Origin of the sequence: Pseudoalteromonas sp. SIMBA_162, assembly GCF_046535955.1 — a bacterium.
GTDB lineage: Bacteria > Pseudomonadota > Gammaproteobacteria > Enterobacterales > Alteromonadaceae > Pseudoalteromonas > Pseudoalteromonas marina.
In genome coordinates, this window is the sequence record NZ_JAWJBQ010000001.1 from 133,988 (window position 1) to 152,668 (window position 18,681).

Annotated in this window: 14 protein-coding genes and 1 pseudogene; 8 read left to right on the top strand and 7 right to left on the bottom strand. The window is 39.8% G+C overall.

Annotated elements, in window-relative coordinates:
- The first annotated feature begins 40 nt into the window (after positions 1–40).
- Complete coding sequence (locus tag R0J88_RS00560; protein WP_039037822.1) at positions 41–985, top strand: LysR substrate-binding domain-containing protein; 945 nt, start codon at positions 41–43, stop codon at positions 983–985.
- Here R0J88_RS00560 and R0J88_RS00565 read toward each other — a convergent pair.
- The 3 genes from R0J88_RS00565 to R0J88_RS00575 form a co-directional block, all read right to left on the bottom strand.
- Positions 982–1,983: a LacI family DNA-binding transcriptional regulator gene (locus R0J88_RS00565; RefSeq protein ID WP_058429062.1), complete on the bottom strand. Its 1,002-nt coding sequence runs from the start codon at positions 1,981–1,983 to the stop codon at positions 982–984. The two genes, R0J88_RS00560 and R0J88_RS00565, sit on opposite strands and share 4 nt — an antisense overlap.
- Positions 1,984–2,053: 70 nt before the next feature.
- Positions 2,054–3,580 (bottom strand): MFS transporter, encoded by a 1,527-nt coding sequence (locus tag R0J88_RS00570; protein ID WP_410898739.1) that lies wholly within the window; start codon positions 3,578–3,580, stop codon positions 2,054–2,056.
- Between the two features lie 32 nt (positions 3,581–3,612).
- Positions 3,613–4,941 (bottom strand): GH1 family beta-glucosidase, encoded by a 1,329-nt coding sequence (locus R0J88_RS00575; RefSeq protein WP_410898740.1) that lies wholly within the window; start codon positions 4,939–4,941, stop codon positions 3,613–3,615.
- 224 nt (positions 4,942–5,165) lie between these two features.
- Here R0J88_RS00575 and R0J88_RS00580 point away from each other — a divergent pair, with 224 nt between their 5' ends.
- Positions 5,166–7,733, top strand: coding sequence for a glycoside hydrolase family 3 protein (locus R0J88_RS00580; protein WP_410898741.1), 2,568 nt, complete (start codon positions 5,166–5,168; stop codon positions 7,731–7,733).
- A 52-nt stretch (positions 7,734–7,785) separates the two neighbouring features.
- On the opposite strand, the gene R0J88_RS00585 is transcribed toward R0J88_RS00580, so the two are convergent.
- The 3 genes from R0J88_RS00585 to R0J88_RS00595 form a co-directional block, all read right to left on the bottom strand.
- Positions 7,786–9,273, bottom strand: coding sequence for a tryptophan halogenase family protein (locus tag R0J88_RS00585; protein WP_410898742.1), 1,488 nt, complete (start codon positions 9,271–9,273; stop codon positions 7,786–7,788).
- Positions 9,266–10,816 (bottom strand): tryptophan halogenase family protein, encoded by a 1,551-nt coding sequence (locus R0J88_RS00590; protein ID WP_410898743.1) that lies wholly within the window; start codon positions 10,814–10,816, stop codon positions 9,266–9,268. The genes R0J88_RS00585 and R0J88_RS00590 overlap by 8 nt, the downstream gene beginning before the upstream one ends.
- 95 nt (positions 10,817–10,911) lie before the next feature.
- The gene (locus tag R0J88_RS00595; protein WP_138741171.1) at positions 10,912–13,881 is read right to left on the bottom strand and encodes a TonB-dependent receptor; all 2,970 of its coding nucleotides are present in this window, start codon (positions 13,879–13,881) and stop codon (positions 10,912–10,914) included.
- A 495-nt stretch (positions 13,882–14,376) separates the two neighbouring features.
- Here R0J88_RS00595 and R0J88_RS00600 point away from each other — a divergent pair, with 495 nt between their 5' ends.
- The 6 genes and pseudogenes from R0J88_RS00600 to R0J88_RS00625 all read left to right on the top strand — a co-directional run bounded on the left by R0J88_RS00600 (position 14,377) and on the right by R0J88_RS00625 (position 18,216).
- Positions 14,377–15,045, top strand: a complete 669-nt coding sequence (locus R0J88_RS00600; protein ID WP_248519452.1) for a Crp/Fnr family transcriptional regulator — start codon at positions 14,377–14,379, stop codon at positions 15,043–15,045.
- A gap of 174 nt (positions 15,046–15,219) precedes the next feature.
- Positions 15,220–15,620: pseudogene (locus R0J88_RS00605) on the top strand (hypothetical protein).
- Positions 15,621–15,708: 88 nt separating this feature from the next.
- A complete protein-coding gene (locus R0J88_RS00610) occupies positions 15,709–16,212 on the top strand; it encodes a DUF962 domain-containing protein (RefSeq protein ID WP_286889873.1) in 504 nt (167 codons plus the stop codon).
- A 45-nt stretch (positions 16,213–16,257) separates the two neighbouring features.
- Entirely contained in the window at positions 16,258–17,049 is a 792-nt protein-coding gene (locus R0J88_RS00615) for an SDR family oxidoreductase (protein WP_410898744.1), read from the top strand.
- A gap of 101 nt (positions 17,050–17,150) precedes the next feature.
- Complete coding sequence (locus tag R0J88_RS00620; RefSeq protein ID WP_410898745.1) at positions 17,151–17,741, top strand: DUF2238 domain-containing protein; 591 nt, start codon at positions 17,151–17,153, stop codon at positions 17,739–17,741.
- Between the two features lie 22 nt (positions 17,742–17,763).
- Positions 17,764–18,216: a GNAT family N-acetyltransferase gene (locus R0J88_RS00625; RefSeq protein WP_410898746.1), complete on the top strand. Its 453-nt coding sequence runs from the start codon at positions 17,764–17,766 to the stop codon at positions 18,214–18,216.
- Positions 18,217–18,251: 35 nt separating this feature from the next.
- On the opposite strand, the gene R0J88_RS00630 is transcribed toward R0J88_RS00625, so the two are convergent.
- Positions 18,252–18,647 (bottom strand): hypothetical protein, encoded by a 396-nt coding sequence (locus R0J88_RS00630; protein WP_410898747.1) that lies wholly within the window; start codon positions 18,645–18,647, stop codon positions 18,252–18,254.
- Between the last annotated feature and the right edge of the window lie 34 nt (positions 18,648–18,681).

Genomic DNA, 18,681 nt, shown 5'->3' on the forward strand with positions numbered 1-18,681 from the left:
ATACTAGTTAGGTATAAATAATTATCTATAGGTGGTGGTTGTGGATTTACGACATATTTCATTTAGGTTGCTCGAAGTGTTTATGAGCGTAGTAAAAACAGGCTCAATTAGTGAAACCGCGAGGCGATTGCACTTAACTCAGCCTACTGTATCGCTGCAAATTAAACGCTTACAAGAAGCCGTAGCTGAGCCGTTAATGGTTATGCAGCATCAAAAAATGCATGTGACCGAAGCTGGACTTGAGCTTTATAAAACCTGTCAGCAAGTATTTGGACACTTTGAAGATTACCAAGACTTTTTAACAGAACTAAATGGTGGTGAGCGAGGTAGGTGTAAAATAGCCATGGTCAATACCGCACAATATATTTTGCCCAAATTATTAGGACCCTATAGTAATTTACACCCGCATGTAGAGCTTCCACTAGAAATTGGTAACCGTGCAGAAGTGCTAAACCGATTTGAGCGTGGTGAAGACGATATTTACGTATTCAGCCATCCTCCATCGCTTGAACATGCGCAAGCTGCACGTTTTTTACATAATCCGCTTGAGTTTATTGTGCCGGTTAATCATCCGCTTGCACAATTAGAGTCAGTAAAGCTCAGCGACTTAATGCAATACCGATTTTTATTACGTGAAAATGGCTCGGCAACGCGCATGTTATTTGAAAGCGAACTACAAAGCCGTGGTTTAGTACTGAGTGATTCAGTGCAAATGGCTAGCAATGAAGCAATTAGAGTTGCGGTATCTTCGGGTATGGGAATAGCCGTTTTATCTCGCCATGTACTCGAAAAAGACGATGCAAGCTTTAAGGTATTAACTGTTACCGATACTCATTTAGCTAGCCATTGGTATTTTGTTATGCGAACCGACAGGCATATATCGCATGCTGCACGAAACTTTTTAAAATTTGCACAGCAACATTTAGAGCAATACCTCGATTCGCAGTGGGTACGAAACGAGTTAGATAATTTGCAACTAAATTAATTTATATCCGGGGTTGAGTCTCTTAAAATTAGCTTAGGCTCAAACACCTGAGTAACCGTTATGCCGCTTTTTTTATAAATATCTTTAAGCACTAAATTTGCTGCTGCACGGCCCATTTCGGGTACTGGGTTATCTATTGTGGTAAGCGTAGGGTAAAGGTAATTGGTAAAAATAACGTTATCAAACCCAATTATTGCTAAATCTTTAGGTATATTAAAGCCATGCTCGCGAGCGTATTTCATTGCACCCGATGCCATTTCGTCATTGGCGCACACAAGAGCCGTAATTTGTGCTTTATTTTGAATAAAATGACGCAGGCCATCGCTGCCACCGGTTTCTTTAAAGTCGCCCACATAATACAAGCTTTCGTCAAAGGTGAGGCCATATTCTGCAAGCGCCTTTTTGTGGCCTTTTAAACGATCTGAGGCGTCTTCTTTAAATTGTGGACCGGCAATATAAGCAATACGTTTATGCCCTTTATTGATCATAGCTTTTGTTGCAAGGTAGCCACCCATAACATTATCGAGACTAATGCAGTTTTGCTCTATTTCTTTAACGTAGCGACTCATTAAATAAATAGGGGTTTTACCTTTACTGAGCTCAATTAAATACTCGTTAGATACCGCTTCTACGTGAGCAATAATGGCGTCGCAATTACGGCTAATTAAAAATTCAAAACCGTTTTTTTCTTTTTTTTCATCACTGTGGCCGGGCGTAATAATTACGTGTTTACCAGCTATGCGCAATTGCTCTTCAATGGCCGACATCATTTGTCCAAAAAACGGGCCGTCTAACTCAGACACTAAAATGCCTACACTGTTAGTGCGGCTTGATGCTAAAGAGCGTGCAATAGAGCTTGGCTGATAGCCGAGCTCTTTCATCGCCTCTAATACCTTTTTTTTAGTTTTTTTACTTACGTAGTCGTTGTCGTTAAGCACCCTAGAAACAGTTGATAAAGACACTCCTGCCATTTCTGATACTTGATAAATAGTCGCCATTTATATCCTAGCTTGTACGCATTTGTTTTAAATAAAATTTATAAAACATAAATTGTGATTAAATGTTAATTTACACATTACTGCGCCTAATTGCTAAATCTTCTGTTATTTTTTGGGTTATTGCAGGTGTAAGCGGATAAATAAGCATCAACGCGGCGCCTAAAAATGCAAAAGCAGCAGGGATCCAGCTCATTAACAACTGCATAGCGGGAAGGGTTTGGTTAATTGTAAGCTCATCCATACCGTTATACCCATAGCTTGCAAGTACCACTAATACGAGTGCCCCAGCAAAACCACCTCCCGTTTTTTGTACAAAGGTGCCTGCAGAATAAATAAGCCCGGTTGCGCGGCGTTTATTTTTCCACTCGGAGTAGTCGGCAGAATCTCCCAGCATGCTAAAAAACAAAGTAGGCATCATAGCGGCAAAAAACTCAGCCGCGCAGCCAAACGTAAATACAGCGACAATATTATTGCTAGGCACCCAATAAAATGCAGTGGTTAATAAGCCGCTTAGCAACAACGATGCAATAAATAAATTGCGTTTGCCCATAATTTCAGCCAGCTTGCCTGTAGCAAGTGCACCAAATATAGATACTATTAATAAGGCAATAAAATATTGCCCTGCCATGAGTTCATCAGCAACGTGGTACTTAAAATAATAGGCAATAACACCATATTTTATTCCGTTAAACATCATGGTTAAAAAGCCAATACCCAATAAAACGAGCCACGGTTTATTTGTTAGTAAATCGACCATATCGCGCTGCGAACCGGTTAGGTTTTGTTTGTTTTTATTAAGTAGTTTTTTTATAACAACAGTCATTGCCGCCATAACTAAAGCAAAAAATAATCCGCTGTATAAATCGCGATAGTAAAAAAACAGCGTTGTTGATAACAAAGGTAATATTATAAATGGTAGGTTTTTAGTTAAATCAAACAGTTCTGATTTTAAACACCCTTGCTCTGAAGCTGGGGCTATTACACGCTCTTTAGTGCTTACAAAGGTAATAACCATAAGCGCAATAAGTAAACTTGCGAACAAATACATAGTGAGCTGATAGCCCTTGGCGTTATCACCGCCTCCAAAGTAAGCGACTAAATCGGGTAAAAAACCCATCACTAATAACCCGCCGGTAAACGCGCCTGCAAATCTGAATCCTGATAGCTTTGTGCGCTCGGTGTCATCGGGGGTCATTACGCCCATAAGTGCAGAGTAGGGTACGTTACTGACTGTATAAGCAAGTGTTAAACCAATATAAGTAACGTAGGCATAAATAAGTTTATTGGTTTCGCTAAAGTCAGGTGTGGTAAAGCACAGCACCATAAACAAACCTAAAAAGGGCGCGGAGTAGAGTATCCACGGCCTAAATTTTCCAAAGCGTGACTGCGTTCTATCGGCAATCATGCCCATAATTATATCGGTTACACCATCAGATAATCTAACCACTAAAAACAGCATGGCGGCCGCTGCAGCCGATATGCCAAAGGTGTCGGTATAAAATACCGCTAAATAGGCCAATGCGCCACGCCATACTAAATTAGCACCCGCGTCACCCATGGCATAACCGACTTTTTCGTATAAAGGGAGTTTGTTCACAGTGTGTGTTCTTATTGTTATAAGCCGATAATTTATCGGCTTGTTATGAGTTTAGTGTACGCTTTACCACTGGCTTTAACAGTTCGTTTTTGTGTGTTGTAGTCTACGTGTACTATACCAAAGCGTTTTAAATACCCTTCTGCCCATTCAAAATTATCCATTAGGCTCCACGCAAAGTAACCATCTACCTTAACACCTTGTGCTGTTGCATTATGTAGGGCATTTAAATGCTCTTGGTAATATTCAATACGATCGTTGTCTTTCACTTCACCGTCTTTAAATTCATCAGCCATGGCTGCGCCATTTTCGGTAATATAAATAGGTGGTAGGGTGTATTTTTCGTTTAACGATACAAGTAACTCTGTAAGCGCTTTAGGGTAAATTTCCCAGCCAATATCGGTCATTGGGGCTTTGTGTGGCAGCTCATGATAAAAGTCTGTTTCGCTTGCTTGATAATGCATACGGGTATAAAAATTCACACCTAAATAATCAAGTGGCTGTGCAATAATGTCCATATCGCCTGGTAAAGTATCAGGGCGCTGGGCTTTAGGTAATTGGTTAATAATATCAGGGTATTGACCTTGCATTATTGGCTGCATATACCATTGATTTATGTAGTCATCAGCAAATGCAGTGGCGTTTAAATCTTCTTCGCATTGGGTAACTGGGTAACAAGGCGTAAAGTTAAGCACAATACCGTTGAGTGAATTAGGGCTATTTTTAGCAAGCACTTGCATCGCTAATCCGTGGCCAAGTAGTAAATGATGCGCAGCTTTTCGCCCGTATTCTCGCCCAACAATACCAGGTGCATGTACGCCAATTTCGTAGCCTAAATAAGAGCTACAAAATGGCTCGTTTAGTGTTGCGTAAGAATGTACTCGCTCACCAAAGGCTTGAGTAATTAAGTCTGCGTAATGTGCAAATTCGTAAGCTGTGTTTCGGTTAAGCCAGCCGCCTTCGTCTTCAATATGTTGTGGTAAATCCCAGTGGTACAAAGTAACAAATGCTTTGATATTACGACGTTTTAGCTCATCTAAAATATCGGTGTAAAACTTAACGCCTTTAGGGTTTAAATGGCCTTTTTTGGTCATTACACGGGGCCAAGAAATAGAAAGCCTGTAGGCGTCTACACCTAGCGACTCAATTAAGTCTATATCGTCTTGCCAACGAGTGTAGTGCTCGCAGGCTACATCACCATTCGAATTATCAGCAATTTTACCCTCTTTACTACAAAAGGTATCCCAAATGCAGGGGAGACGATCTGCTGCGCCACCCTCAATTTGAAAAGACGCTGTGGCCACACCGTAAGTAAAGTGTTTGGCTAAAAGTGGTGAGCCACTAGGTAAAGATAATTGTTTCATTAAGCGAAAACCCCTGCTTTATTTTTAGTAAATTTGCTTTTATAAAGTTAAAGTTGGAAGCGCTTCCATAATTAATTTGATTAATCGCTGGGTATAGTATTTAATAACTTTCAGGAAGCGCTTCCATATTTAGGTTAGTGGCTATTGTTTAACAGGTCAATAGTTATATTTAAATAAGCAAATTACATTATAAAAACACACCCAGACAACACAGGGCCATAACAATGAAAAAAAGCTTAAACACAAAAGCATTAAAAATTATTTCCCTTTTAGTGGGAGGAATATGTGTTTTAACAGCCTGTAATAAACAGCAAACGCAAGTTAGTAACAATCATACTAACGTCTCGGAGCATGAGCAGGGTGATATAACACTTTGGCCAACTCTTAAAAACAAAGTACAAAAAAGTGCCGAGATTGAAAATACAATTGCTGGTTATTTAAAGTCGATGACGCTTGAGCAAAAAGTAGCGCAAATGATCCAACCAGAAATTCGCGATATAACCGTTGAAGATATGCGCAAATATGGGTTTGGATCTTATTTAAATGGTGGAGGCTCTTTTCCTGATGCTAATAAGCATGCTACTCCTGCTGACTGGATAGCGCTTGCAGAGAGTATGTATCAAGCATCGGTTGATGATACGCTTGATGGCAGTAAAATCCCTACCATGTGGGGCACCGATGCCGTACATGGGCACAATAACGTCATTGGTGCGACATTATTTCCACATAATATTGGTTTGGGTGCTGCTAATAACCCTGCGCTTATAGAGCAAATTGCAGCGGCAACAGCGGTAGAAGTAATGGCTACAGGGATTGATTGGGTGTTTGCACCTACCGTAGCTGTAGTGCGCGATGATCGCTGGGGCAGAACCTACGAAGGCTATTCAGAAGACCCTGCAATTGTTCGCAAGTATTCAGCCGCTATTGTAAATGGCTTACAAGGTAGAGCCGATGGCGACTTTTTAAGTGATAAACGCGTAATTAGCACTGTTAAGCACTTTTTAGGTGATGGCGGTACAGTGGATGGCGACGATCAAGGTAATAATATTGATACCGAAAAAGATTTATACAATATACATGCGCAAGGTTATATAGGTGGCTTAACGGCAGGTAGTCAGTCTGTTATGGCGTCGTTTAATAGCTGGCATGGCAAAAAAAATCATGGCAATAAATACTTACTTACCGATGTACTCAAAACCAAAATGGGTTTTGATGGCTTTGTTGTAGGAGATTGGAACGGCCACGGGCAAGTTGCCGGCTGTACTAACGAAAGCTGCCCACAAGCAGTCAATGCGGGGCTTGATATTTTTATGGTGCCTACAGATGCTTGGAAACCACTTTATAACAATACAATAGCGCAAGTAAAAGCAGGTACTATTCCTATGGCTAGAATAGATGATGCCGTTGCGCGTATTTTGCGTGTTAAATTACGTGCAGGTTTATTTGAAAAACCAAGCCCTGCCAAGCGTAAATTCTCAGGTAAATTAGCGCTAATTGGTGCGCCAGCACATCGTGATATTGCCCGCCAAGCGGTGCAAGAGTCTTTAGTACTGCTTAAAAACAATAACCATATATTACCGATTAACCCATCAAGCAATTTACTTATAGCAGGCGATGCGGCCAATAATATTGGTAAACAATCGGGCGGTTGGAGCATTACGTGGCAGGGCACTAACAATAAAAATGAAGACTTTCCTGGAGCCACTTCTATATATGCCGGATTAAAAGCGCAAATAGAGGCTGCTGGCGGTAACGCTATCTTAAGCCCAAATGGCATGTTTGATACTAAACCCGATGTAGCCATTGTTGTATTTGGCGAAGAGCCATACGCAGAAGGGCATGGCGATAAAGACAACCTTGAGTTTGAACGTAATAATAAACGCTCTCTTAAAATATTAAAAACATTAAAGCAGCAAAATATACCAGTTGTTTCTGTGTTTATATCGGGCAGACCCATGTGGGTTAATAGCGAGCTTAATGCATCTGATGCGTTTGTAGCTGCATGGCTTCCTGGCACTGAAGGCCAAGGTATTGCTGATGTATTACTAAGCGATAAACAAGGGCAAGTACAACATGACTTTAAAGGTAAGTTATCGTTCTCGTGGCCTAAATCGCCACTGCAAACGGCTGTAAATAAGGGCGATGCTGATTACTCACCATTATTACCCTATGGCTTTGGTTTAACGTACAAAGATGAAAGTACGCTTGGCAATAATCTAAATGAAGACTCAGGCGTTGATATTAGTAACCTTGCGCCGCTGTCTATATTTAATGGCAGCTTTAAAACACCGTGGCGTTTGTTTTTAAACTCTAATAACCAGCAGCATCAAGTTGCTAGTAATAGTGTAAAGCTTGGCGGCATTACTTATCGTACTGAAGATAAGACCATTCAAGAAGATGCGATGACGTTTAATTTTACAGGCTCTAGTACAAGCTATATCGAAATTAACAGTAACTTTACTGAAGACAAAGTAGCTTATAGTGAGGCCAATTCAGCGCTTAGTTTTAGCTATAAAATAAATACAATGCCAACAGAGCAAGTGCAACTAGGTATGAAATGCGAGCAAGGCTGTGGTGGCGAGCTTAATATTACCAATGAGCTTAAAAATTCAGCCTTAAATACATGGCAAACAATGAGTGTAGATTTAACCTGTTTTACTAAAAAGGGCGTTGATTTTGCCAGAGTAACCAGCCCATTTATTATTAAAACGGCAGGAGAGCTTAGCGTTTCAGTTGCAGATATTGGCTTTGAACCACAAAACGCTAAAAGTGCCAAGATTAAGTGTGAATAATAAAGCGTAAAAATTGTTGTGTGTACCCAAAGCCCTTTTTTAAGGGCTTTTTTCATGCAGGGCAATAGTGTTTTAAAAATTCATGATGCGGCGGTAATTGGCTAACGCGCTGTTCTATTTGCTGTTTAATACCGTGTAAAAAACGGGCGAGTTCTTCATCGCTCATCATGCTGGCTATTAAATGGTGCTGTTCAGGCACAATACCTTGACCAAGCATAACTTGCACCCACGAATCGACTCTAAAAATATCACCATCGTCTAAAAATACACGGCCAGTTTGTTTAAACAAATCAATTTTATGCTGAAGTGTTTTCGGCACTTCCATGGCGCTACAGTGTTGCCAAAATTCGCTGTCATCGCGATTAGTTACTTTGTAATGCAGCACAATAAAGTCGCGAATATTTTCAATTTCGCTTTTAAGTTGTTTGTTGTATTCGTCAATGGCGTGATTGGTTATGCCATTAAACGGAAATAAACGCATAAAACGAATAATACCCGACATAATTAAATGAATGCTGGTGGACTCAAGTGGTTCAACAAAACCGCTTGCAAGACCAAGCGCAAGGCAGTTTTTGTTCCAGCCTTTTAAGCGCCGCCCAGTTTTAAATTTAATAACACGGGGTTCAGTAAGCGCTTCACCTTCAATGTTATTTAGCAATAACGCTTTAGCTTGTTCGTCATCCATATATTGGCTGCAATACACTAACCCATTGCCTACACGATTTTGCAGCGGTATACGCCATTGCCAACCACTTTTATGGGCAATAGAGCGGGTAAGTGGCAATACGGTATCGCTTGTTGATTTTGTTTGTACTGCAATGGCGCTATTGCATGGTAATAAGTGCGACCAATCATCGTAGCCCGTATGCAATGCTTGCTCAATTAATAAGCCTCTAAAGCCGGTGCAATCTATAAAAAAGTCGCCGTTTATTTGCTCGCCACTATTTAAAAGTAATGATTCTATGTGGCCTGTATTAGCGCTTTTTACTACTTTTTGTATTTTACCTTCAACACGCTTTACACCTAATGGCTCTGAAAATTCACGTAAAAACTGCGCGTAGCGGGTAGCATCCATATGGTAGGCGTAGTTAATAGGGTTTTGTTGGTTAAACGCAAATTTACCGGCTTTAGCCGCTTGCAGCTCGTAACAGTAATCGCCAAAAGGGTTGTTTATTCCTAAAGTTTTGCCTTGTAGCCAAAAGTGATGAAACTCACCCGCCCAACATTCTTTGCCTGTTGCGCCAAATGAGTGAATATAACGCGTGTTTTCATCGCCCCAGTTTTCAAAGCTAATACCTAATTTAAAGCTTGCTTGAGTGGCTTTCATAAAAGCTTGCTCGTTTATACCTAGCAATTTATGAAACGTACGAATAGGCGGAATTGTTGCCTCGCCAACGCCTACAGTGCCAATATCGTCAGATTCAACAAGGGTAACGTGTATATTTTTGCCAATTAATTTTGCAAGTGCAGCCGCAGCCATCCAGCCTGCAGTGCCGCCTCCCGCTATTACTACATTTTTAACAGCATTTGTTTTAGTCATTATGTGGCTGCCTATTATTAGATAAAAGATCATTTAAAAGCGCGCGGTTACTCGGTAAGCCTTTTAAGTATTGCGCAATTTTTTCACGGTTTTGTTGATAAAAATAATCGCCAGCTTGAGCGCTGGTAAACGCATTGTGTGCTTGAGGTGTTTGTGTATTAAAGCCCATGCCGTATAAAACATACTGATAACTATTTGATGAAAATACTTCTTCGTTTTCAATAAAGTCAAAGCGGCTAGGGGGCTGAAATTGCCAAAGTTTAAGTAAGTTTTGTAGGCGCTCTGGTGCAGTTGTTAAATCCCGAATATTTTGCCAGTAAGGGTTATCGTCGCGTTCGCTTAAAACATAATGGAGTTTTAAAAATTCGACAACACGTTGCCAGCGCGTGCTAAAACGGTCGTTAAAGCGATTTGCAAGTTGGCTCATATGCGTGCGGTTTTGTGGTAGTTGCTCGCTCAGCATACTAATTGAAAGTTCAACCATGGCAAGTGCAGAGGCTTCAAGTGGCTCTAAAAATCCAGCCGACATACCCACGGCAACACAGTTTTTAATCCAAAACTTTTGTCTGTACCCTGGGCTGAATTTTAATACACGGTAGTTAAGCTGCTCAGCTTGTTGCTCGCTGGTACTTTTAGCTATGTAGCTTTTTAAAGTATCAGTTGCGCTTTCATCGCTTTGGTATTTACTACTAAATACATAACCTGTGCCACGGCGTGTGGGTAGGGCTATATCCCAAATCCAGCCGTTACTTTGCGCAGTAGAGAGCGTTGCAGAGGCAATTGGCTGATTGATGTGTGCATTAGGTACTTGCGCTGCAACAGCGCTGTTGTTAAATAAAATATGATCTTGCGCTATAAACTCACTATTAAAATGCTCACCAATTAAACGCGCACGAGAGCCTGAGCAATCTAAAAATAAATCACCTGTTATATCGCCATTTTTATTTGTTTTTAATGAGGCAATATAGCCATGCTCGTCATTAATAACGTGGGTTACATCGTCAGTAATATGTGTAACATGTAAGTTTTTAACACAGTGGTTTTTTAAAAACTCGGCAAATTTACCTGCATCTAAATGATAGCCATAGTTGGTGACTGCTGCGTATTCGGGTGTTTGTAATTGTTTTGGTGCAAGTGCTGCTTGGCATACAAAACTTTGCATATTAACAACGTCAGCAAACTTTTGGTTAGGTGCAATACGTTGCCAATTTGCGTGTAAATTGGTTTGCTCGTAGCCTTGAGGGTCCATAAAAGGGTGGTAGTAGTTTTCTCCCTTATTTAGGTTGCGCCAATTTATAAATTTAGAACCTTGCTTAAAGGTGGCATCGCACTGGGTTATAAAATCAATTTCTTTAATGCCAATACGCTGTAACGTATTACGCATTGAAGGCCACGTGCCTTCGCCTACACCTAGTATTGGTACGTTTGCTGACTCAATTAACGTGACACTCAAATGTGGATGCTCAGCAGCTAATAAACCCGCACTTAGCCAGCCGGCTGTACCACCACCTAAAATGACTATTTTTTTTATTGGTTTGGTCATGAGTTAAAACCCTAAACTTGATAACACGTAAACTATATCGTTTTAAATACAAAAAAGCCGCTAGTAATAACTAACGGCTTTGCTTGGTATTACCTTTAGAAGTTGTAACGCATACCAATATTGTAGCGTGCGCCTAGTTGTTGTAAGTTCCATAATTGCACTGATGTACGGCCATGTTCGCGGCTGTTTTGCTCAGTAATATTTATACCTTCAACAAAAAACGAAAGCTGTTCGCTGTAGTTGTACGCAACGTTAAAGTCGATTTGATAATACTCTTCAGTAAAACCAGGTTCGTTAACGTAACGCGCTGCACTATTTAAAAACTTATCCCGCCAGTTATAGGCAACACGGGCTTGAAAGTCATCGTTTTCGTACATGGCAATAAAGTTGGCTGTATCGCTTAGCCCTACCAGTGCAAACTGCGTTGTAGAAGGGTTAGCATTTACATCAAAGTCTATATCACCATTAACGGTAGTGTAGTTTGCTTGAACGCCAAAACCGCTTTCACCAAAAAAGTGTTGAAATGCAATTTCAAAACCATCTATGGTGGCGCTTTTATTATTGGTTGGTACTTGTGCAGTAAAATCGAGTAGTGGGTCATCGCTGTTAGCAATAACATCGTACGCCGCTTCAAATTCTTCGTAAGTCATAGAATCAAAATCTACCCCATTTTCGGTAGCCGCAACCATTTGGAATAAGTTTGAATCTGTAACAGCAAGCCCACGGGCTTCAAGCTCTGCAATGGCAGCTTGCGCGCGAGGGCCCGCAGTTGCATCGCGTAAACCATAGTAATTTTGTGTCATTGGCGTTAAACCAATAAAGTTTTCGATATCTTTTGTGTAGTAACCTACCGATACATAACTTGTTTCTGCAAAATACCATTCTGCCGATACATCAATGTTATCTGACTCAAGCGGCACTAAACCAGGATTACCTGTTGACGCTGTTGCTGGTGACGAACCAGGCAATAAGGTTGGCGCTCCCGGTACACCGACAGTAGCGGCAGAACTTAAGTTGTCATACGTTGGACGGGCGATCGTTGTACTGTAAGAAAAGCGCGCTTTTACGTTTTCGATTACTTCTATGTCAAAATCTAAGCTGGGTAAAAAATGATCGTAACTAGATTTTAGTGTGAAATCTTGCTTATCTGAGCCAAAGCGTACGTTAAAATCGTTGTTGCCTTCCCAAGCAATGGCATTTGGCAGGTCGATATTAGCAGTTGAAGTAATATCAGTTGACTCGTGACGTGCGCCAACAACGATGTTGTAAGGCATGTCATTAAAATAACCAGTATAAGTGAACTGAACAAAGGCCGCAGTAATATCTTCTTCTATGGTGCGGTTTGTAGCAAAAGCGCCATCGGCTGCGAAGTTAAATCCATATTGCTCGCCTGCCCAATAACCTATTTGTGAAGCGCTGCCCGTATAGCCTTGATTAAATGAACCAGACGTATCGTAATCGTCAAACTCAGCTAAAAAGTTGGTAGGATTTAAATAACCGTCAGGTAATTCACCAGGGTTTTCAACTCCCCAATTTCCCATCGTGTTACGAGTAAGTGACTGAAGTGAATGGCTTTCCATAGAGCGAGATTCTACGCCAAAGTCAATTACACCGTTTTCCAGCTCATATTTACCATGAAGCCTAAATTCGTTCACTTCAGATTCTTGGCTTGCAAAATTAGAGTCTAATATCGAGGTACCTACATCTGCAGGGTCGAGCGTATTGTTACAGTTTAAGTTAGCGCGTCGACAGTCGTTAAAATCTATACTCATAGAAGGAAGTTCGCGGCTAAAGTCTACTTCTTGTGCATTAATAACATTTGCACCAAGGCCTGCATTAACCCAGCTGCCGTATGGTGCGTCAGGTTTACTTGTGGCTTTTGAATTGTGCGCATCAAACATAAAGCTCAACTCAGAGTTAAAGTAATACTCTACATTTAAACCGATTGAATCATTTTTATTTACTTGATTTAACTCTTGAAATGCTAAACCTAAATCACGCGTTTGTAGATCGCGGCGCTCTTCACGGTAATAGACAGGTGTTTTAACGGTGTTGTCATCAAAGGTTAGCGCACTTTTGTAATTGTCCATCCAAAGAGACTGCTCAGCGCGTGCTTCAAATAAATCTTGTTTAGAGTAGGTGTAATCAAGTGTGGCTGTTAAATCATCAATTGGGCTGTACTGAAATGTTAATTGCGCATTTGTACGCGTACGCTCTCTGTCGGCTATGGTATAACGTAAATCTGATGGCATTGAATAAAGCTGGCCAATCTCTGGTGCGTTAGTTAAAACAATATCGTCAGCTGCTTGAGGAATAGTGCCGTCAAAAGCCGATGTATTCCACTGATTTACAAATGCACCTGTTGATGAGCTATCGCGCTGTTGCATGCTTGCCGTTAACGATGCGCCAAATTTAGCGTCGCTGTCGGTCCAGCTAATAATACCCGAAAGCTCAGGTGTAATGTCATCGCCTACGCGATTAGTTGTATCGTGAAGTGCTTTAACACCAATACTTGAAATAAATCCAGGGTTGTCGAGTGGGCGGGCAGTGTTAATGTTAATAGTTGCACCAATACCACCAGAGGCAATACTTGCTTTACCTGTTTTATAAACTTCAACTGATTTAACGCTATCAGATGCCAAATTAGCAAAATCAAATGCACGAGAATTGGGAGTGCCGCCACCTGCAGGAAGAGAAGCTGCCGGCATAGTACGACCATTTAGGGTTACCATATTGTAATCGGGGCCAAAACCACGAACAGTCACTTTAGACCCTTCACCGTTTGAGCGATCAATCGACACACCGGTAATACGCTGTAGCGATTCGGCTAAATTGGTATCGGGAAATTTACCAATATCTTCAGCAGAAATGGCGTCTACCACACCTGCGGCATCACGTTTTAATCGAGTTGATTCTTTAATGCTACTTTTAAAGCCGGTGACCTGAATTACTTCAACGTCTTGATTTGCTTCTTCTTGTGCAAGCAACGGTAAAGATACAGATGCGCTTAAAATCAAAGATAGGCTGGTTGCTATCTTTGTTTTTCTTACAATATGGTTAGCCATTCGGTTTCCCTCGTACTTTTATCATTATTATTAACAGCTTGTATGAGGCTGTTATTGTGTAAATGTTAACATTGTCAAATGTGTGGAAGCGCTTCCAGAAAAGAAAATTAAAAATCGCCTATGTGGAAGCGCTTCCAGAAATGCTAGACCAATTTCATAGAAGGATCAACTAATGTTTTAATAAAATGAAATATATTTGTTCGAAAAATGTAATTTATACTGTGAGTGAAGGGGTTGGTTAAACTGCATTAAAATTATGCCTAATTAATATGCTTTAAAAGTCTTGCTAGTAATTGAATCTCGCAACATGTAATGATTAGACCCTTGATATATCTGAGTGGATTGTCATAAATTCGAGTTATTGTGCAAGTAAATTAACAAATAATGTTAAGTTGAAATACAGTTAAAAACGGAGCAATCAAATTTAATGAATTATTTGAAATTAGCAAATATCGTTGGGTTCCAAAAAGTGAGTACGATTGTTAAAGAGGTACCATGAAAGCGCATCAGCAAGCAGTAATAGAGCAAGGGCAATGGTTTAAAAATCGTAGCCCCAAGCTAAAAATGTTTTTATTAGCTCACGGTAAAATACTCACTTTGAAAGCCCAACAAGCGCTATTTTTACGTGGCGATGTGCATGATGGAATATACGTTGTTTTAAGTGGCGTTATGCGAATTAGTGGCGTAAATAGTAATGGTAAAGAGGCCGTTTTGAGTTTCATCGATGCATCGTTATGGTTTGGTGAAGTAACGTTATTTGATAAAGGCTTAAGAACCCATGACGTTTACGCACAAACTGACGCTCAGTTATTTTATGTACCACAACGTTCATTAGAGCAACTATTAAGTAAACACCCTGAATATTGGCAGGAGTTTGGCTTATTATTGGCACAAAAATTACGGCTTATGTTTTCTTCAATGGAAGATCATGCATTGCACAGTGCAGAGCAAAAGGTATGTAACAGATTATTAATGCTGAGTGAGCAAACCAATTTTTCAGCGCCATTGGCATTGTCTCAGCAACAATTAGCGGATATGACCTATTTAACACGGCAAACCATAAATCAAATACTACAAAAACTGGTTAAAAAAAATGCCATTAGTTTGGGGTATCAGTGCATTACAGTGTTGGATGTAAGTAAACTGCAGGCGCTTGCTAGTTAACTCAAGCGCTGCACAATAAACCTTCAGTTAAAATTTAAATTTTTGGCCAAATAAAAAAAATCCTCAATTGTTTAACCAGATTTTTGGTTGACTAGCTTTAACTTAGTTTATTTTCACCATTTTTTGGAACCAAAATTGCTACAGATACTACTTTGCAGCAATGGATTTAAGCTAATGATGATAACTTCTTATATAAATCAACATAGTAGCTATGTAAGTGACACTAATGCGGCATTAATAAATAAGAGTGCGGCAACAGATGTCCCCATCCAACAAACCACCCAACAACCGAAAGAGTTTAATGAGCCAAAGGTTGCTAATAACTTTTTACAAAATGCCCAAGAGGCATTGGTTTACCAACGTTTAGGTATCGATAAAGACAAAATAGCAGAGATAAAAGCATTAATAGAAGCGTTATCTGAGAAGTTACAAAAGCAAGGCGCTGACAGTGATTCAATTAACAAAAGATGGACGAACTACAAAAAATGCTCGAACAGGAGTATCAAAATGGACGTGAACGCATGGATACCCAACCAGAACAAGAAAAGGGAAGTATTATTTCGGCGTTAGCTTAAATTTGTAAATGTCGGGTAGGTGACATTGTTGTTGCACGTTTATTTGTTATGTTTAGTGTTTAGCTAAATATTTATTGAGGAATACACCATGCAAACACTTCAACAACAACTTGGCAAATATGGTTTATATCACCGCTCTAAGCGCAATGTGCTTACTCATTTTTTTGGTATCCCACTTATTGTATTTGCCGTTTTATGTTTACTTGCCCGCATTGAAATACCCCTTGGTGGCGTTGTTATTAATGGTGCACAAATATTTGTTTTAGCCTCGGTAATTTATTACGTCATGTTAAGTCTATCGCTGGGTTTAATTATGGCTATATTGTTTACTGCATTGCTGTTTGCAGCTGAGCCTATAGCAGCTATGACATTTTGGCCTTGGTTAAGTATTGGCGTGGGGGTATTTGTGTTTGGTTGGGTGTTGCAATTTATTGGTCATTATTATGAAGGCAAAAAGCCCGCGTTTGTTGATGATTTAATTGGCTTAATTATTGGCCCATTGTATGTAACTGTAGAATTACTATTTTTAATGGGTTTTTATAAACAGCTCGAAATAGAAGTGAACAATATTGCAGGGCCAACTAAGGCGTAAATTCACTTACTCAAATCAAAAGCTTCATTGAGCAAAGAGGTGCCTATGAATTTTAATAATAAAACAGTGTGGGTTACAGGCGCATCGTCAGGCATTGGCAAGGAGCTTGCGGTTCAATTTGCAAAGCTAGGCGCACGCGTCATTTTATCTGCCCGCAATGTTGAAAAGCTCACCGAAGTAAAAGCAACGCTTAAAGGTGATGGGCATTTAATTATACCGCTTGATTTGTCAGCGCCTGAGGCTGTTTTGACTCAGGTTACTGATTTACTGCACACTTTACCTCCTATCGATATTTTAATTAATAACGGCGGGGTGTCGCAGCGCAGTTTATTTTTAGAAAACGACTTTAATGTATACCGCCAGCTTATGGAGGTTAATTATTTTGGTTTAATAGCACTGACAAAAGCGATATTACCTTCAATGGTTGCAAGAAAAAGCGGTTCAATCGTGGCTATTAGCAGTGTGGCGGGAAAGGTTGGTTCAAAGTTTAGAACGGGTTATTCAGGCTCAAAATATGCGGTAGTGGGCTTTATGGATTGCCTACGAGCAGAAGTAGCAGAGCATAATATTCATTGTTTAACGATTTGCCCAGGATCGATTAAAACAGCGATTGCACATAACTCGTTGAACGAGCAGGGCGTCGCACAAAATAAACCCGAAGAATCAATTGAAAACGGCATGGCTGTATCCTGTGCAGCTGAAAAAATGATTAAAGCGATTGCTAACAAAAAAGACGAGGTTATTGTTGGGCAAGGATTAAGTGGTTGGGCACCAACGATAAAACGATTTTTTCCTACTTTATTTAATCGATTAACTGCTAAAACTAACTACAGATAATTGCACTTTTACTATTAATTAAGCTAAATAACAGGCGGTGGTTTTATTAATATTGAAAAGGTAGACTGTATTAAAATTAAATAAATAAGGTAAGGATACTCGTGAAATTTGTATGGCTAAGCCTTTTTTTTGGTGTGTTAATTTGGTCTGGTATTAACCCTAAAGATCAATTCACTTGGTTACTTGAAGTTATTCCCGCAATGATTGGTTTAGCACTTATAGCAAGCACTTATAAATACTTTAAATTAACCTCTTTATTGTACTTTTTTATTTTAGTGCATTGTATTGTGCTGATGATAGGTGGTCATTATACCTACGCAGAAGTACCTTTATTTGATAATTTATTTGGCAGCGAACGCAATAACTATGACAAAGTAGGGCACTTTTTTCAGGGATTTGTACCCGCTTTGCTAGCGCGCGAAATACTGCTACGAAAGCAAGTTGTAAATGGCCGAGGTTGGTTAACTTTATTTGTTATATCTATCAGTTTGGCGTTTAGTGCATTTTACGAATTAATAGAGTGGTGGGTAGCAGTACTGACCGGTGAAAACGCTGAGGCATTTTTAGGGACGCAAGGGTATGTGTGGGATACACAGTCTGATATGGCATTAGCGTTATTTGGTGCTATTTGCTCGTTATTGCTGCTTTCAAAACTACACGATACACAGTTAAAGTATGTAAAAAACTATTAAATACTTCACTGGATAGTTAAAAATGACTCAACAACCTCACAACTACTCAATTAGTACAGACAAGTCTAAGCTTAACTTTAACGTTATTTATAACTTTATTGCTAATAGTTACTGGGCAAAAGGCATACCTAAAAGTGTGATGCAAAAAGCGATTGATAATTCAATGTGCTTTGGCGTGTATAGCCCTAATAACGAGCAAGTTGGTTTTGCACGGGTAGTTACCGACAACGCTACTTTTGCCTACTTGGCAGATGTATTTATTACCCCGCACCTACAAGGGGGTGGCCTAAGCAAATTACTCATTAAAACAGTAGTAGAACACCCTGAGCTACAAGGGCTAAGGCGTTTTTTATTAGCCACATCGGATGCGCATGGCTTGTATGCGCAATATGGGTTTAAACCGATAGATAACCCAGGGCTACTAATGCAAATAAACCCTGCAAATGTGTATGAGGGAAATACTCGAGAGGTATAGTAAAGGGGGGAAGAGCAATGTTTATTTTAAACTCCTTACAGGCCCCAAACTCTTAAAGCTGCTGTATGAATTTCATTTAAAAGTAATAACCCTGCAATACTACCAAATAGCACCCACTTTTTAGATTTTTCAACTTCCTTGGAGCGTCTGTAAGTAACATAGCCAATAAAGGTTACTAGTACAATAACGGCTATTAATGATAATTGATTCTCTTGGTTAAACTTAAAATTCCCCTCAATTATATGATGAGAGAAAAATGAAATAACCCAAAGCGTGAACAAAACAGTAAGACCAATTACATAATTAATAATCTTAAATGTATTAATTGAAGTACCACAAACAGGACAAACATAACTTCGTTCCCTAGCGTTGGGTGTTTTAATCCTTACGGTAATTGTTGAATTACATTTTTTACAAACTAACAGAGACATAAACTCGATTCTATTTAGGGCTTATAACAAGACT

Coding starts and splice junctions, on each gene's coding strand:
- R0J88_RS00615 (WP_410898744.1), top strand. CDS start 16,258: ATGAATTTTAATAATAAAACAGTGTGGGTTACAGGCGCATCGTCAGGC.
- R0J88_RS00625 (WP_410898746.1), top strand. CDS start 17,764: ATGACTCAACAACCTCACAACTACTCAATTAGTACAGACAAGTCTAAG.
- R0J88_RS00575 (WP_410898740.1), bottom strand. CDS start 4,941: ATGAAACAATTATCTTTACCTAGTGGCTCACCACTTTTAGCCAAACAC.
- R0J88_RS00590 (WP_410898743.1), bottom strand. CDS start 10,816: ATGACCAAACCAATAAAAAAAATAGTCATTTTAGGTGGTGGTACAGCC.
- R0J88_RS00595 (WP_138741171.1), bottom strand. CDS start 13,881: ATGGCTAACCATATTGTAAGAAAAACAAAGATAGCAACCAGCCTATCT.
- R0J88_RS00565 (WP_058429062.1), bottom strand. CDS start 1,983: ATGGCGACTATTTATCAAGTATCAGAAATGGCAGGAGTGTCTTTATCA.
- R0J88_RS00630 (WP_410898747.1), bottom strand. CDS start 18,647: ATGTCTCTGTTAGTTTGTAAAAAATGTAATTCAACAATTACCGTAAGG.
- R0J88_RS00580 (WP_410898741.1), top strand. CDS start 5,166: ATGAAAAAAAGCTTAAACACAAAAGCATTAAAAATTATTTCCCTTTTA.
- R0J88_RS00610 (WP_286889873.1), top strand. CDS start 15,709: ATGCAAACACTTCAACAACAACTTGGCAAATATGGTTTATATCACCGC.
- R0J88_RS00600 (WP_248519452.1), top strand. CDS start 14,377: ATGAAAGCGCATCAGCAAGCAGTAATAGAGCAAGGGCAATGGTTTAAA.
- R0J88_RS00585 (WP_410898742.1), bottom strand. CDS start 9,273: ATGACTAAAACAAATGCTGTTAAAAATGTAGTAATAGCGGGAGGCGGC.